The following is a 16,008-nucleotide window of genomic DNA, read 5'->3' on the forward strand; positions in this document are numbered from 1 at the left end:
TTTGTTTCAAAGCATTACATGCCGTCTGAAAAAACAATCCGACATCCGAATCTCAACCCACCAAAAAGTAACGCATCCTTATGATTAAGATAAAAAAAGGCTTAGACCTGCCTATCGCGGGCAGACCGGAGCAAGTCATTTATGACGGCCCGGCCATTACCGAAGTCGCGTTGCTTGGCGAAGAATATGTCGGCATGCGCCCCTCGATGAAAATCAAGGAAGGCGAAGCCGTCAAAAAAGGCCAAGTGCTGTTTGAAGACAAAAAGAATCCGGGCGTAGTATTTACTGCCCCGGCTTCAGGCAAAATTGCCGCGATTCACCGTGGCGAAAAGCGCGTACTTCAGTCAGTCGTGATTGCCGTTGAAGGCAACGACGAAATCGAGTTCGAACGCTACGCACCTGAAGCGCTGGCAAAATTGAGCAGCGAAGAAGTGCGCCGCAACCTGATTCAATCCGGTTTGTGGACTGCGCTGCGCACCCGTCCGTTCAGCAAAATCCCTGCCGTCGATGCCGAGTCGTTCGCCATCTTCGTCAATGCGATGGACACCAATCCGCTGGCTGCCGACCCTACGGTCATTATCAAAGAAGCCGCCGAGGACTTCAAACGCGGCCTGTTGGTATTAAGCCGCCTGACCGAGCGTAAAATCCATGTATGTAAAGCAGCCGGCGCAGATGTGCCGTCTGAAAACGCTGCCAACATCGAAACACATGAATTCGGCGGTCCGCATCCTGCCGGTTTGAGTGGCACGCACATTCATTTCATCGAGCCAGTCGGTGCGAACAAAACCGTTTGGACCATCAATTATCAAGATGTGATTGCCATTGGCCGTTTGTTTGCAACAGGCCGTCTGGACACCGAGCGCGTGATTGCCTTGGGTGGCTCTCAAGTCAACAAACCGCGCCTCTTGCGTACCGTTTTGGGTGCGAAAGTATCGCAAATTACTGCGGGCGAATTGGTTGATGCAGACAACCGCGTGATTTCCGGCTCAGTATTGAACGGCGCGATTGCACAAGGCGCGCACGATTACCTCGGCCGCTACCACAATCAGATTTCGGTTATCGAAGAAGGCCGCAGCAAAGAGCTGTTCGGCTGGGTTGCGCCACAACCGGACAAATACTCCATCACGCGCACAACCCTCGGCCATTTCCTGAAAAACAAACTCTTCAAGTTCAACACAGCCGTCAACGGCGGCGACCGCGCCATGGTACCGATCGGCACTTACGAGCGCGTGATGCCGTTGGATATCCTGCCTACCCTGCTCTTGCGCGATTTAATCGTCGGCGATACCGACAGCGCTCAGGCACTGGGTTGCTTGGAATTGGACGAAGAAGACCTCGCTTTGTGCAGCTTCGTCTGCCCGGGCAAATACGAATACGGCCCGCTGTTGCGCAAGGTGCTGGAAACCATTGAGAAGGAAGGCTGATTATGGGCTTGAAACATTTTCTTGAAAAAATCGAACCGCACTTCCTGCCGGGCGGCAAACATGAAAAATGGTATGCCCTCTACGAAGCTGCGGCGACGATTTTCTATACATCCGGCGCGGTAACGCTCAAAGCGGCCCACGTCCGCGATGCGCTCGACTCCAAGCGCATGATGATCTTGGTGTGGCTGGCTTTGTTCCCTGCCATGTTCTACGGTATGTACAACGTCGGCGTACAGGCATTCGGTGCGTTAACGCCTGATTTGCTGCAACAAAATATCGCCAACGACTGGCATTACGCCCTTGCCAACGCTTTGGGCATCAATATGTCGTCTGAAGCGGGTGTGTTGGGCAAAATGCTCTTCGGCGCGATTTTCTTCCTGCCGATTTACGCGACTGTATTTGTCGTGGGCGGCTTCTGGGAAGTTTTGTTCGCATCCGTACGCAAACACGAAATCAACGAAGGTTTCTTCGTGACTTCGATTCTGTTTGCTTTGATCGTTCCCCCCACCCTGCCTTTGTGGCAAGCGGCTTTGGGTATTTCTTTCGGCGTTGTGGTTGCGAAAGAAGTATTCGGCGGTACAGGCAAAAACTTCATGAACCCTGCTCTTGCAGGCCGTGCGTTCCTGTTCTTCGCCTACCCTGCCAATATTACCGGCGATACCATTTGGACTGCGGTTGACGGCTATTCCGGTGCCACTGCTTTGGCGCAATGGGCGGCACACGGTGCAGACGGCCTGAAAAACGCTGTAACCGGTCAAAACATTTCTTGGATGGATGCGTTTATCGGTAATGTACCCGGCTCAATCGGCGAAGTGTCCACTTTGGCGCTCTTAATCGGCGGCGCGTTTATCGTGTTCACCCGTATTGCCTCTTGGCGCATTATTGCCGGTGTGATGATCGGTATGATTGCCATGTCTTCTCTGTTTAACTTCATCGGTTCAGACACCAACGCCATGTTCTCCATGCCTTGGTACTGGCACTTGGTAGTCGGCGGCTTCGCCATCGGTATGCTGTTTATGGCGACCGACCCGGTTTCCGCTTCCTTTACCAATGTCGGCAAATGGTGGTACGGCGCGCTTATCGGTGTGATGTGCGTGTTGATCCGCGTGGTCAACCCTGCTTACCCCGAAGGCATGATGTTGGCGATTCTGTTTGCCAACCTGTTTGCCCCGATTTTCGACTATTTCGTTGCACAAGCGAACATCAAACGCAGAAAGGCGCGCAGCAATGGCTAAGAAATTCGATAAAGACAGCTTCAGCGGCACGCTGATTGTGGTATTGGTTGTCAGCCTGATTTGTTCCATCATCGTTGCTGGTGCGGTCGTCGGCTTAAAACCCATCCAAGAGAAACAAAAGCTCCAAGACAAACAAGGCTATATCTTGAGCGTAGCCGGTTTGATGGATAAAAACACTGACATCAGCAAAACCTTTGCCGAGCGTATCGAGCAACGTGTCGTGGATTTGGCAACCGGCGAATACGTCGCCGATGCGCCTAAAGACTTCAGCGCACGCGTTGCCGGCAAAGACCCTGCCCAAAGCATCCAAATCAAACCTGAAGACGATTTGGCAGGCATCAAAAGCCGTGCCAAATACACTGAGGTTTACTTGGTAAAAGGCGAAGACGGCAAAGTCAGCCAAATCATCCTGCCTATGCACGGCAACGGTTTGTGGTCTGTCATGTACGGTTTTGTCGCCATTCAACCTGACGGCAACACCATCAACGGCATTACCTACTACGACCAAGGTGAAACCCCGGGTTTGGGCGGCGAAATCGGCAACCCTCTGTGGCAAAAAAAATTCGTCGGCAAAAAACTGTTTGACGAACAAGGCAAATTTGCCCTGCATGTCGGCAAAGGAGCAAGCTCAGACAAAGAACACGGCGTAGATGCCCTCTCCGGCGCATCGCTGACGTCTAAAGGTGTGCAAGGTTCGTTCGACTACTGGTTCGGCGAAAACGGCTATATCCCCTACCTGAACAAATTGAAATCAGCAGGAGCACAATAATGGCTGACATGAAACGCTTGAAACATTTGATGTTTTCACCCTTTATCGACAACAACCCGATTGCTTTGCAGGTTTTGGGTATTTGTTCGGCTTTGGCGGTTACCACCAAACTTCAGACGGCCATCGTGATGGGTATTTCCGTGAGTTTGGTAACCGGTTTTTCCAGCTTTTTCATCTCATTGGTACGCAACTACATCCCTAATAGCATCCGTATTATTGTGCAAATGGCGATTGTTGCTTCCTTGGTAACGCTGGTTGACCAACTGCTCCAAGCCTTTGCTTATGAGCTGTCCAAGCAGCTGTCCGTATTCGTCGGCCTGATTATTACCAACTGTATCGTAATGGGCCGCGCCGAAGCATTCGCCATGAAAGAGCCTCCTTTGGAAAGCTTGGTTGACGGTATCGGCAACGGCGCAGGTTACGGCATGATGCTGATCATCATCGCCACCATCCGCGAACTGATCGGCTCAGGCAAGCTTTTTGGCTACACCATTTTCCAAACCGTACAAGATGGCGGCTGGTATCAAACCAACGGCTTGTTCCTGCTCGCCCCTAGCGCGTTCTTCATCATCGGCTTCTTGGTATGGGGTCTGCGCACTTGGAAACCTGAACAGGCGGAGAAATAACACATGGAACATTACTTAAGCCTCTTTGTAAAATCCGTCTTTCTGGAAAACATGGCACTGTCCTTCTTCTTGGGGATGTGTACATTTTTGGCGGTATCTAAAAAAGTATCCACCGCATTCGGTTTGGGCGTGGCCGTAACTTTCGTACTCGGCCTGTCCGTCCCAGCCAACCAACTTGTTTACTCGCTGTTGAAAGACGGCGCGCTGGTTGAAGGTGTGGACCTGACCTTCCTGAAATTCATCACCTTCATCGGCGTGATTGCCGCTTTGGTGCAGATTTTGGAAATGTTCTTGGATAAATTCGTCCCTGCCCTCTACAACGCATTGGGTATCTACCTGCCCCTGATTACCGTAAACTGCGCGATTTTCGGTGCCGTATCGTTTATGGCGCAACGCGAATACAACTTCGGCGAGTCCGTTGTATACGGTTTCGGTGCAGGTCTGGGCTGGCTTTTGGCTATTGTCGCTTTGGCGGGCATTACCGAAAAAATGAAATATTCGGATGTCCCTAAAGGCCTCAAAGGCTTGGGCATTACCTTTATCGCCGCTGGCCTGATGGCAATGGCGTTTATGTCGTTCTCCGGCATCCAGTTATAAGAAAGGAATCGGCATGGAGATTATTCTAGGTATCGTGATGTTTACCCTCATCGTCTTGGTTTTGGCACTGATGATTCTGTTTGCCAAATCCAAGTTGGTGAGCGAAGGCGACATCACCATCAAAGTCAATAATGAAAAAGAGCTGACGATGCCTGCCGGCGGTAAACTGCTGGGTGCGCTTGCCAGCCAAGGCATCTTCGTTCCTTCCGCCTGCGGTGGTGGCGGCTCATGCGGCCAGTGCCGCGTTATCGTAAAAAGCGGCGGCGGCGACATTCTGCCAACCGAGTTGTCCCACATCAGCAAACGCGAAGCGCGCGAAGGCTGCCGTCTGTCTTGTCAGGTCAACGTTAAAACCGACATGGACATCGAAGTACCGGAAGAAGTATTCGGCGTGAAAAAATGGGAATGTACTGTCATCTCCAATGACAACAAAGCAACGTTCATTAAAGAACTCAAGCTTGCCATTCCCGAAGGCGAAGAAGTTCCTTTCCGCGCCGGTGGCTACATCCAAATTGAAGCCCCTCCTCACACTGTTGCCTACAAAGACTTCGACATTCCTAAGGAATATCACGAAGACTGGGACAAATACAATCTGTGGCAATATGTTTCCAAAGTGGACGAGCCGATTTTGCGTGCCTACTCTATGGCTTCATACCCTGAAGAAAAAGGCATCATCATGCTGAACGTGCGTATCGCTACGCCTCCTCCACGCGTACCTGATGCGCCTCCAGGACAAATGTCGTCTTATATCTGGTCGCTTAAAGCCGGTGATAAAGTAACGATTTCCGGTCCATTTGGCGAATTCTTTGCCAAAGATACCGATGCCGAAATGGTATTTATCGGCGGTGGTGCGGGTATGGCTCCGATGCGTTCCCACATTTTCGACCAGCTGAAACGTTTGAACTCCAAACGTAAGATTACCTTCTGGTATGGTGCACGTTCTAAACGCGAGATGTTCTATGTCGAAGACTTCGACCAACTCGCAGCAGAATTCCCGAACTTCACATGGCACGTTGCCCTGTCCGACCCATTGCCTGAAGACAACTGGGATGGTTACACAGGCTTCATTCACAACGTAGTTTACGAAAACCACCTGAAAAACCATGAAGCACCGGAAGACTGCGAATTCTATATGTGTGGCCCTCCGATCATGAACCAGTCCGTGATCAAAATGCTCAAAGATTTGGGCGTGGAAGACGAAAACATCCTCTTGGACGATTTCGGCGGCTAACAAACAAAAAGGAAGAAACTTCGGTTTCTTCCTTTTTTATTGCCAGGTCGTCTGAAAACCATACTTTCAGACGGCCTGAACCTTTCTTTTACGATACAATAAAGGCTTCAAAAAATAATCCGCGAATCCCCTATGCCGTTTCTTTCCAATTCGTTTTACCGTCCGATAATCGGCTACACCGTTGCCATCGTTTCCGCACTCACGCTCTCTGCCTGCCAACCTGAAAAACAACAAACCATCACCCTGCAAGGCGAGACCATGGGCACTACCTATACCGTCAAATACCTTTCAGATGGTCAAGACAAACTCCCCTCCCCCGCCGAAATACAAAAACGCATTGATGACGCGCTTAAAGAAGTCAACCGGCAAATGTCTACCTACCAGACCGATTCCGAAATCAGCCAATTCAACCAGCTGCGCACCGTCAATCAGGCCATGCCCATTTCCCAAGACTTTGCCTATGTAACCGGCGAAGCCTTGCGTTTAAACAAATTGACGCACGGCGCACTGGACGTAACCGTCGGCCCTTTGGTCAACCTTTGGGGATTCGGCCCGCAAAAAGAAATCACGCACGAACCGACTGCACAAGAAATCCAACATGCTTCAGAAATGGTCGGTACGGACAAACTCAAACTTTCCCAAGATGGTCAGCAGCCTACACTCGCCAAAACCCATCCCGAAGTCTATTTAGACCTATCCTCCATCGCCAAAGGTTTTGGCGTGGATAAAACCGCCGCCGAACTTGAAAAACTCAATATCGGCAATTATTTGGTAGAAATCGGAGGCGAGTTACATGGCAAAGGCCACAATGCACAAGGCAATCCTTGGCGTATCGGCATCGAGCAGCCCAATATCGTTCAAGGCGGCGCCACTCAAATCACCATTCCATTGGACAATAAATCACTGGCCACATCCGGCGACTACCGCATTTTCCATGTCGATAAGTCAGGCCGCCGCCTTTCCCATATCATCAACCCTAAAACCAAACAACCCATCAGCCACAACCTTGCTTCCATCAGCGTAGTAGCAGAAAACGCCACACTTGCAGACGGCCTTTCCACCGGATTGTTCGTCCTCGGAGAAACTGAAGCACTTAAACTTGCCGAGCAAGAAAATCTCGCCGTTTTCCTTATCATCCGGACCCCGCAAGGCGGCTACCATACTAAAATGTCCAGCGCATTCAAGAAATTATTAAACTAACCTTCAGGAATACACACATGAAAACCCTCCTCCTCACTTTCGGCATTTTTATCATTGTCATCCTTGGCATGGCAGTCGGCTATATCTTCTCCAAACGCACCATCAAAGGCAGCTGCGGCGGCATTTCCTCTCTCGGCATGAAAAAAATGTGCGATTGCGACACGCCATGCGATACCTTGCAAAAAGAGCTGGATAAAAAACAACATTCCGACGACCAAGGCATCAAGGTCGATCATTAAGTCGTTGTTGAATGTTTATTAGCGATTTAAGGCAGCTTATCCTCTATCAGGCCGTCTGAAAAATAAAAGAGCGTAATCCCAATGGATACACGCTCTTTTATTTTGCCTCCTTACAAAGCAATCCAAAAATATCTTGCATACACATTTGAAACAAGCCCCCCAAAAACCAATCAGAAAATAAAAAGAAAAGCTCCTGCAAAACAGGAGCTTTTTCTTGGAAGAAACCGGATTATTTCAATTTAGTTTCTTTGTAAATAACGTGTTTACGGGCTACTGGGTCAAATTTTTTGATTTCCAGTTTGCCAGGCATAGTACGTTTGTTTTTAGTAGTTGTGTAAAAGTGACCAGTACCAGCACTGGACTCCAGTTTGATTTTATCGCGCATTGCAGTAATCCTTAATTAATGGTGTTTAAATTAAGCTTCGCCGCGAGCACGCAAATCAGCCAATACGACATCAATGCCTACTTTATCGATGGTGCGCAATGCAGCGTTAGAAACGCGCAGGCGAACCCAGCGGTTTTCACTTTCTACCCAGAAACGACGTGATTGCAAGTTAGGCAAAAAACGACGTTTGGTTTTGTTGTTGGCGTGTGATACGTTATTGCCAGACATCGGGCGCTTACCGGTCACTTTGCAAACTCGTGCCATGGTTAGTCTCCAAACTTCTAAAATAGTAAAACGCGATTTATACCACGAAATCCGCCTTCAGTTCAAGTCGTTTGCCGAAAAAACGGGATTTATGGAAATAAATCTTCTCAATATGTTGCATCTGCGAAACGGTATTTCGCAAAGCCTTAACTTTTCAATTATAACGGATTTCTTTAAAAAAATCATCTGTCGTTTGCGTGGTCGGCGAAATAAACAGGCCGTCTGAACATTTCAGACGGCCTGTTTTATCGTCATGCTTTTTTCTTCAACGCCGCATTCAAAATGCAACCGAGTATAAAGCAGGCTAAAGAGGGAACAACCCACCCTAAACCGATATTGTAAAACGGCAATGCGCGCTCGATGGCAGCAGCGGTATCGGCATCAAATCCAAACGCGGCCTTATAGGCATCGAGCAAACCGACCACAAGAGCCGCCATCATGGTGCAGAAATAGACAATACGGCCGCCGCCAAACAATTTATCTGTCAAAGCCAGCAGAATGATGACGATGGTCAGCGGATACAACAGCATCAACATAGGGATGGAAAACTGCAAAATCGCTGACAGGCCTTTGTTGGCCAACAGAATAGACACCACCGTATTCAGTATTACAAAGGTTTTATAAGAAATACCCGGGCAAAGACGGTTGAAATATTCGGCACATGAAGTAATCAAGCCAACCGCCGTACTCAGACAGGCAAGCAGCACCATAACGCCAAGCAGCACAATACCGGCCGTACCGAAATAGTGTTGTGCAGTTTTAGACAAAACCGACGCGCCATTTTCCTGCAAGCCGATACCGGCCACACCTGTCGCGCCCATATAGCCAATAAACAGGTAAACTACTGCCAAACAAGAAGCCGCCAACACACCGGAAATCGTCGTTGTCTTCAGCAAGTCCGCGCGGTTGTCCACGCCCATGGCGCGAACGGCATCAATGACTATAATGGCAAACACCAGCGAAGCCAGCGCGTCCATGGTGCCATAGCCTTCCAAAATGCCTTTAACCAACGGATGAGTGACAAAATCGCCTTGCGCCGCCTGCGGCACGCCCATCGGGTTAATGGCGGCATAGCCGACCAATATCGCAATTGACAGCAACAAAACAGGCGTGAGAATTTTACCGATACGGTCAACCAGCTTCCCCGGAGAAATCGACAGCCAATAAGTAATGCCGAAAAACACCAGGCTGAATACTGCCAATGCGATGCTTTTCCAAGATTCATCAATGAAAGGGGAAATCGCGGTTTCAAAAGATACTGTCGCCGTACGCGGCATGGCAAACAGAGGGCCGATTGCCAGATAAAGCGCGGTAGCAAAAGTCACGCCGTACCAAGGCGCAACACGGGAGGCCAATGCTTCCACATCGCGCGAGCCGGAATAGCCGACGGCAATCACGCCCAACAATGGCAAACCTGCGCCCGTCAGCAAAAAGCCGAACATGGCCGAAAGCCAGTTATCACCGGCCTGCTGTCCCAAAAAAGCAGGAAAAATCAGGTTCCCTGCCCCAAAAAACAGGGCAAACAGCATTAAGCCCACCGCCCATAAAGAAGCTTTGTTATGACTTGTCGTCGAATTCATTTTAGTTCTCTTTTTTCAAATTTTCGTTATCGGTTTCATCGGCTTCAAGGCCGTCTGAAAACATTTCGGCTTCGTTTGTTTCCAAACCGTCTTTCAGGCTGATTTCGATTTCACCATAATTTTCAGGCTGCACGATACGCACCAAGCCTTCTTTAGCCAATTCCAGCAATGCAATAAAATTGACCACCACATATGTCGCGCCCTGCTCCGGTTTAAACAAATCGCTGAACTTGCTGATACCGCTTTCGTTCAAACGACGCAAAATCGCTGTCATCTGCGCACGAACAGAAATGGTTTCCCGCACCACTTCATGACTGCACGTATGCTTGGCACGCGACAAAATACCCAACCAAGCCTGCGTCAAATCGGCAACGTACACTTCCGGCAACTTCGCTTCGACCGCAATTTCCAACGGCAGATACGCCCAAGCAAAATCACGTCCGGCACGCGGCAACGCATCCAAACCCTGAGCCGCCAGTTTCATCTGTTCGTAAGCCAACAGACGGCGCACCAACTCGGCACGCGGATCCGCCTCTTCATCCTCAACTTCTTCAGGACGCGGCAACAGCAGGCGCGATTTAATTTCAATCAACATCGCCGCCATCAGCAGGTATTCCGCCGCCAAATCAAACTGATACGCTTCCATTTGGGCAATATAGTGCAGATACTGCTCGGTAATCTTCACCATCGGAATATCGAGGACATCGATATTCTGCTTGCGGATAAGGTACAGCAGCAAATCCAACGGTCCTTGGAAGCTGCTCAATACCACCTTCAACGCATCAGGCGGAATAAACAAATCCTGCGGCACATCGGTGACAGGCTGACCGAACACCCACGCAACGGTATGTTCAGACGGCGTTGCGGCAGTGGAAGAAATAAGGTGTTCTGAAGGCATGGTTAAAGGGTCTTTTTCTTTTTAAGTTTAGTAAGAAGTTTCATCAACAAAAGGCCGTCTGAAACGGGGACAACCCGTTTTTAATATAAAAATCAGCGTTTTTTACGATTGATTTGCAAAGAAACAATGGCGACGGCAAAGGTCTGGGCCAAGGCCATACCCCACAGCGGCAGACTGGCGAAAACTGTACCCGTCAGTACCGAGCTAATATCGCGGGACAACACAAAACCATCCCTCGCAAGCATCGCCACTATCAAAGCCAACAGTAGCAAACTTTCGCAGCCTACCAAAAACCAAATCATTTTAACCGAACGGCGTTTGCGCCATTTCATGATCCCGGCGTGCAACAGGCTGAATATCATGACGGACAGAAACGGATAAAGAAAAGCGGTGAATGGACGGGTATAACCGCTTTGCACACACAAATAATCGCCGGGCAACGTATTGCATTCCATCACATCGAGAAACATCGGATCGACGGCATACATCAACACACCGAACCATACCGCATAAATCAGGCTGGCGATAAAGTAGGCTTTAAAAAATCGGCTCTTACCCATTCCCTACCCCTCACTTCCGCCCCGCGATATGCTCCACCGCCGCCTGCGCACAATACAGCCCAAACGAAGCCGTCACCAGCATACTCGCGCCGTAGCCCGCGCAGGACAAACCTTGCGGCGCGGCATCGGCCGAACACACTTCGCCGGATTGCGGCGGCGTAATATTCTCTGTTGAATAAACGCAAGGCACGCGCATTTTTTCTTTGGTATCGCGGCTGAAGCCGTAGCGCTTGCGCAAGGTATAGCGCAAATTGGAAAGCAGCGGATCGTGGGTAACGCGGCTCAAATCGGCGGTTTGAATCAAAGCCGGATTTTTCTGTCCGCCCGCGCCGCCGCTGATAATAAACGGTTGTTTATGTTGCACGAAATACGCCGCCATAGCCGCTTTGACACGGATTTGGTCAATGGCATCGATAACGAAGTCAATAGGCCGTCTGAAAAGCTCGTCCAGATTGTCTTCGGTAACAAAATCTTCGATTTCCGTCACTTCGCATTGCGGATTGATTTGGGCAATGCGTTCGCGCAAAGCGGTAACTTTTGCCTTACCGAAATCATCGGTCAAAGCGTGCAACTGACGGTTGACATTGGACTCGGCAACATTGTCCAAATCAATCAGCGTTAAACGACCGATACCGCTCCTCGCCAACGCCTCCACCGCCCACGAGCCGACGCCGCCAACGCCGACCACGCACACATGCGCACGCGAAAAGCGCGCCAGTGCTTCGTCTCCGTAAAGTCTGGCAATGCCGCCAAAGCGGCGCAAAGAAAGAAAAGCGGCGTCCTGCATAAGTAACCTTGTGATATATCAATAAATTAATGAAAAACGCCACAGGCGAATCGGACCGATATTATACTTGAAAGCAGATGGGCTGTTGTACCTGCCCGAAAGAGTTTATAATCGTTTCACATTCAGACAAGTTCTGATTTCATATTAAACGAAAGTGCCGCTACTCGGCGCAAAAGGAGAATAAATATGTACAAACATCTGGTTGTAGCCGTTGACGGTAGCGAGACCTCCCTCAATGCATTGAAACACGCCGCCGAACTGGCAAGCCTCAACAAAGCCCAACTGACTTTGGTTCACGTTGCCAACCCTGCCGAATACATGGCTTTGGCTCCTGAATTCCTGCAACACGAAAGCTACGAAGCCGCCGCAGTGGCTCAAGGTAACGAAGTTTTGGATTTCGCAGAAAAAACAGCGCGTGAAAGCGGCGTTGAAAACATCGTAAAACACCTGTTGGTTGCCAACAAAGGCGCGCGCGAAATGGCGCAAGACTTGGTTGACTACGCCGACAACAACGGTGCAGACCTGCTGGTACTCGGTACACACGGCCGCACCGGCCTGATGCACCTGCTGATGGGCAGCTTCGCCGAGACCGTAATGCGTCAAAGCCACCTGCCTCTGCTGATTATCCGCAGCAAAGCCGAAGAAGCATAATCAAGTATTGATTTAAAATAGCGAAAGGCCGTCTGAATATTTTTCAGACGGCCTTTTTTCACATGACAGCTTCAGCTTTTATTTTGCCATTCCTTTGAACACTTCATGTGCCACAGCAATGGTTTCGTCAATCAGCTCAGGCGTATGCGCGGCGGAAACAAAACCGGCTTCATAAGCTGACGGGCCGAATGCGACATTGCGGTCGAGCATACCGTGGAAGAAATGTTTGAAACCGTCGATATTGGAACGCGCCATGTCAGCATAGTTTTGCGGCGTATGGCTGGCAAAATACAAACCAAACATACCGCCCACGCTGTCCGCCGTAAATTCAACGCCATGTGCTTTAGCCGCATCGGCAATACCGTTGGCAAGGCGTTGGGTCAAGGCAGTCAGGTTTTCATAGAAGCCTTCGCGCTGAATGATTTCCAGCGTTTTCAAACCGGCGGCAACCGCAATCGGATTGCCGGACAATGTACCTGCCTGATACACGCCGCCCAACGGGGAAATACATTCCATAATGTCTTTACGGCCGCCGAACGCCGCCAAAGGCATACCGCCGCCGATCACTTTGCCCATGGTGGTCAAATCAGGTTTGATGCCGTGCAAAGATTGCGCGCCACCCAGCGCCACGCGGAAGCCGGTCATCACTTCGTCGTAAATCAACACGGCACCGTGTTTTTCAGTCAATTCGCGCAAGGCTTTGACAAAGGCTTCAGACGGCCTAACCAGATTCATATTGCCGACAAAAGGCTCCAAAATCACACAGGCGATGTCATTGCCGCTTTGTGCAAAGGCTTCTTCCAGTTGGGCGATATTGTTGTACTCGAGTACCAAAGTGTGTTTGGTAAAATCGGCAGGCACACCGGCGGAAGAAGGATTGCCAAACGTCAGCAGACCGCTGCCTGCTTTAACCAACAGGCTGTCGGAATGGCCGTGGTAGCAGCCTTCAAACTTGATGATTTTGTCGCGGCCGGTAAAACCGCGTGCCAGACGGATGGCGGTCATCGTTGCTTCCGTACCGGAGCTGACAAGGCGCAGCTGCTCGACGGACGGCATGATTTTGGCGATTTCCTCGGCAATGACAATTTCGCCTTCAGTTGGCGCACCAAACGACAAACCGCCCAATGCTGCTTCGCGCACGGCTTCAATGACTTCAGGATGGGCATGGCCGACAATCGCAGGGCCCCAAGAGCCGACATAGTCGGTATAACGCGTGCCGTTTTCATCCCAAACATACGCGCCTTCTGCCTTTTTGATAAAGCGCGGCACGCCGCCGACGCTGCCGAATGCGCGCACAGGAGAGTTTACGCCGCCGGGAATAATGGCTTTGGCGCGGTTGAACAAGCTTTCATTACGGTTCATGGTCAATTCTTTCGTAAGAGGTCGTCTGAAAATCAAATCGGAGCCATTTTAACACCAAATCCTTTTCAGACGGCCCAAGCTTCAAAATAAGAATCGGGAGCAAAATCAAAATTATTCTTTAAAAACAAACACTCTATCCACATTTTTCCTGCTTGTGCTATAATCCGCGACCTATTGAAACAATAAAAGAAAAGCATCATGTTACGCGGATTCATACTCAGCCTCGCCCTTTTGGCGTCCTCCCTCGTCCATGCACAACGCAGCCTGCCTGATGATATGGACGTGGCCGTTTTAAAAACTGTCGATCTGCCTTATCTGAAAGTCAGCAAAGGCGGTTTTTCTTGGACGCGCCTGCTGACCTTGGGAATTGTGGACGGCAATGCGGCCAAACTGCAAATCACGCGCTTTACCAAAATCCACGATGAAAACGATCGTTTCATTCCTATGGGCCGCCTGCTGAATCAAACCGGCAAAGCCGTCGCGTTCAAATACAACGAAGAAAGCCGCCTCGTCCGCGAAATCTGGATTCTGACCGATGCCGAGGCCGACAGGTTTGCCGCTCACGCCAAAGCGCAAAAACAGGCGGAAGAATAATTTTTCAGACGGCCCAAGTATTTCACAGGCCGTCTGAACCCTTTTACAACAAGCAAGTCAATCAAAACAAACCATGAAAAAAGTATTTATCCGCACCTTTGGGTGCCAAATGAACGAGTACGACAGCGAAAAAATGCTGTCCGTCCTCGCTGAAGAACACGGCGGCATCGAGCAGGTTACCCAACCTGACGACGCCGACATCATCTTGTTCAACACCTGCTCCGTGCGTGAAAAAGCGCAAGAGAAAGTCTTCTCCGACTTAGGCCGCGTACGTCCGCTCAAAGAGAAAAACCCAAACGTAATCATCGGCGTTGCCGGCTGCGTTGCCTCTCAAGAAGGCGAAAACATCGTCAAACGCGCTCCGTATGTGGACGTGGTTTTCGGCCCGCAAACGCTGCACCGCCTGCCCAAACTCATCGTCGACAAAGAAACCACCGGCCTGTCTCAAATCGACATTTCCTTCCCCGAAATCGAGAAATTCGACCACCTGCCGCCTGCGCGCGTAGAAGGCGGCTCGGCATTCATTTCCATTATGGAAGGCTGTTCCAAATACTGCTCTTACTGCGTCGTCCCTTACACACGCGGCGAAGAATTCTCCCGCCCGCTCAACGACGTATTGACTGAAATTGCCGGTTTGGCGCAACAAGGCGTTAAAGAAATCAACCTCTTAGGCCAAAACGTCAATGCCTATCGCGGCGAAATGGAAAACGGCGAAATCTGCGACTTTGCCACTTTGTTGCGCATCGTCCACGAAATCCCGGGCATCGAACGCCTGCGCTTTACCACCAGCCATCCGCGCGAATTTACCGACGCGATTATCGAGTGCTACCGCGACCTGCCGAAGCTGGTTTCCCACCTGCACCTGCCGATTCAAAGCGGCTCCGACCGCGTATTGAGCGCGATGAAACGCGGCTACACCGCCTTGGAATACAAATCCATCATCCGCAAACTGCGTGCCATCCGTCCTGATTTGTGCCTCAGCTCCGACTTTATCGTCGGCTTCCCGGGCGAGACCGAGCGCGAGTTCGAGCAAACCTTGAAACTGGTCAAAGACATCGCCTTCGACTTGAGCTTCGTCTTTATTTACAGCCCACGCCCTGGCACGCCTGCCGCCAACCTGCACGACGACACGCCGCACGAAGAAAAAGTGCGCCGCCTAGAAGCTTTGAACGAAGTCATCGAAGCCGAAACCGCGCGCATCAACCAAACCATGGTCGGCACGGTTCAACGCTGCTTGGTTGAAGGTATCTCCAAAAAAGACCCTGACCAACTGCAAGCCCGTACCGCCAACAACCGCGTGGTCAACTTTACCGGCACACCCGACATGATCAACCAAATGATCGATTTGGAAATCACCGAAGCCTACACCTTCTCCCTGAAAGGCAAACCGGTATAAACACACACAAACAAAGGCCGTCTGAAACTGTTCAGACGGCCTTTATCTTGGTTCGGCCCGGCATTATCTGATTCATGTATTTTTATTACCCGAACAAAAGGCTTTTCAGTATAATACCGCCCGAAAATTCCCTTATCTGTTGAGAAGTTAAGGCCAAAAACCAAACTTTTTGCAGACCAATCCGACGATGCCGTCCCGCAAGCGGCTTTC

General features: G+C 50.3%; 18 protein-coding genes. 11 read left to right on the top strand and 7 right to left on the bottom strand.

The genetic code is table 11. The features are described 5' to 3' along the window. Nucleotides 1–80: 80 nt before the first annotated feature. From LPB400_RS10150 to nqrM, 8 genes are all read left to right on the top strand, one after another. Nucleotides 81–1,424 (top strand): Na(+)-translocating NADH-quinone reductase subunit A, encoded by a 1,344-nt coding sequence (locus LPB400_RS10150; protein ID WP_219088899.1) that lies wholly within the window; start codon nt 81–83, stop codon nt 1,422–1,424. Nucleotides 1,425–1,426: 2 nt separating this feature from the next. Continuing rightward, the gene (locus tag LPB400_RS10155; protein ID WP_219088901.1) at nt 1,427–2,659 is read left to right on the top strand and encodes an NADH:ubiquinone reductase (Na(+)-transporting) subunit B; all 1,233 of its coding nucleotides are present in this window, start codon (nt 1,427–1,429) and stop codon (nt 2,657–2,659) included. Further along, nucleotides 2,652–3,428: a Na(+)-translocating NADH-quinone reductase subunit C gene (locus tag LPB400_RS10160; RefSeq protein ID WP_070615830.1), complete on the top strand. Its 777-nt coding sequence runs from the start codon at nt 2,652–2,654 to the stop codon at nt 3,426–3,428. The genes LPB400_RS10155 and LPB400_RS10160 overlap by 8 nt, the downstream gene beginning before the upstream one ends. Beyond that, nucleotides 3,428–4,054 (top strand): NADH:ubiquinone reductase (Na(+)-transporting) subunit D, encoded by a 627-nt coding sequence (locus LPB400_RS10165; protein WP_049352534.1) that lies wholly within the window; start codon nt 3,428–3,430, stop codon nt 4,052–4,054. The genes LPB400_RS10160 and LPB400_RS10165 overlap by 1 nt, the downstream gene beginning before the upstream one ends. 3 nt (nt 4,055–4,057) lie before the next feature. Beyond that, the gene (gene nqrE / locus LPB400_RS10170) at nt 4,058–4,651 is read left to right on the top strand and encodes an NADH:ubiquinone reductase (Na(+)-transporting) subunit E (protein WP_003684365.1); all 594 of its coding nucleotides are present in this window, start codon (nt 4,058–4,060) and stop codon (nt 4,649–4,651) included. 13 nt (nt 4,652–4,664) lie between these two features. Beyond that, nucleotides 4,665–5,882, top strand: a complete 1,218-nt coding sequence (gene nqrF / locus LPB400_RS10175; protein WP_049323894.1) for an NADH:ubiquinone reductase (Na(+)-transporting) subunit F — start codon at nt 4,665–4,667, stop codon at nt 5,880–5,882. 132 nt (nt 5,883–6,014) lie between these two features. Continuing rightward, on the top strand, nt 6,015–7,082 hold the full coding sequence (locus LPB400_RS10180; RefSeq protein ID WP_083290029.1) for an FAD:protein FMN transferase: 1,068 nt from the start codon (nt 6,015–6,017) through the stop codon (nt 7,080–7,082). Between the two features lie 17 nt (nt 7,083–7,099). Continuing rightward, the gene (nqrM, locus tag LPB400_RS10185; RefSeq protein WP_070460328.1) at nt 7,100–7,321 is read left to right on the top strand and encodes a (Na+)-NQR maturation NqrM; all 222 of its coding nucleotides are present in this window, start codon (nt 7,100–7,102) and stop codon (nt 7,319–7,321) included. Between the two features lie 229 nt (nt 7,322–7,550). Here nqrM and rpmG read toward each other — a convergent pair whose 3' ends face one another. The 6 genes from rpmG to LPB400_RS10215 form a co-directional block, all read right to left on the bottom strand. Continuing rightward, nucleotides 7,551–7,706, bottom strand: a complete 156-nt coding sequence (gene rpmG, locus LPB400_RS10190; protein WP_003684373.1) for a 50S ribosomal protein L33 — start codon at nt 7,704–7,706, stop codon at nt 7,551–7,553. 30 nt (nt 7,707–7,736) lie between these two features. Further along, nucleotides 7,737–7,970, bottom strand: coding sequence for a 50S ribosomal protein L28 (rpmB, locus tag LPB400_RS10195; protein WP_002216391.1), 234 nt, complete (start codon nt 7,968–7,970; stop codon nt 7,737–7,739). 251 nt (nt 7,971–8,221) lie between these two features. Then, nucleotides 8,222–9,550 carry a branched-chain amino acid transport system II carrier protein gene (gene brnQ / locus LPB400_RS10200; RefSeq protein ID WP_070460332.1) on the bottom strand — a complete coding sequence of 443 codons (1,329 nt, stop codon included), beginning with the start codon at nt 9,548–9,550 and terminating at the stop codon, nt 8,222–8,224. 1 nt (nt 9,551) lies between these two features. Further along, complete coding sequence (locus LPB400_RS10205; protein ID WP_070460334.1) at nt 9,552–10,448, bottom strand: segregation and condensation protein A; 897 nt, start codon at nt 10,446–10,448, stop codon at nt 9,552–9,554. 92 nt (nt 10,449–10,540) lie between these two features. Continuing rightward, a complete protein-coding gene (locus tag LPB400_RS10210) occupies nt 10,541–11,008 on the bottom strand; it encodes a hypothetical protein (RefSeq protein ID WP_107769168.1) in 468 nt (155 codons plus the stop codon). A gap of 10 nt (nt 11,009–11,018) precedes the next feature. Next, a complete protein-coding gene (locus tag LPB400_RS10215; protein ID WP_107697156.1) occupies nt 11,019–11,795 on the bottom strand; it encodes a tRNA threonylcarbamoyladenosine dehydratase in 777 nt (258 codons plus the stop codon). A gap of 186 nt (nt 11,796–11,981) precedes the next feature. Here LPB400_RS10215 and LPB400_RS10220 point away from each other — a divergent pair, with 186 nt between their 5' ends. Further along, complete coding sequence (locus tag LPB400_RS10220) at nt 11,982–12,446, top strand: universal stress protein (protein WP_003680896.1); 465 nt, start codon at nt 11,982–11,984, stop codon at nt 12,444–12,446. A 78-nt stretch (nt 12,447–12,524) separates the two neighbouring features. On the opposite strand, the gene hemL is transcribed toward LPB400_RS10220, so the two are convergent. After that, on the bottom strand, nt 12,525–13,808 hold the full coding sequence (gene hemL, locus LPB400_RS10225) for a glutamate-1-semialdehyde 2,1-aminomutase (RefSeq protein ID WP_107697155.1): 1,284 nt from the start codon (nt 13,806–13,808) through the stop codon (nt 12,525–12,527). A gap of 198 nt (nt 13,809–14,006) precedes the next feature. On the opposite strand from hemL, the gene LPB400_RS10230 reads away from it, so the two are divergent. Together LPB400_RS10230 and miaB are read left to right on the top strand one after the other, a co-directional pair. Then, nucleotides 14,007–14,402 carry a hypothetical protein gene (locus LPB400_RS10230; protein ID WP_004519559.1) on the top strand — a complete coding sequence of 132 codons (396 nt, stop codon included), beginning with the start codon at nt 14,007–14,009 and terminating at the stop codon, nt 14,400–14,402. A gap of 73 nt (nt 14,403–14,475) precedes the next feature. Continuing rightward, nucleotides 14,476–15,798 carry a tRNA (N6-isopentenyl adenosine(37)-C2)-methylthiotransferase MiaB gene (gene miaB, locus LPB400_RS10235; RefSeq protein ID WP_004519557.1) on the top strand — a complete coding sequence of 441 codons (1,323 nt, stop codon included), beginning with the start codon at nt 14,476–14,478 and terminating at the stop codon, nt 15,796–15,798. Nucleotides 15,799–16,008 lie beyond the last annotated feature (210 nt).

It is taken from the genome of Neisseria perflava (genome assembly GCF_019334725.1).
Classification (GTDB): domain Bacteria; phylum Pseudomonadota; class Gammaproteobacteria; order Burkholderiales; family Neisseriaceae; genus Neisseria; species Neisseria subflava_A.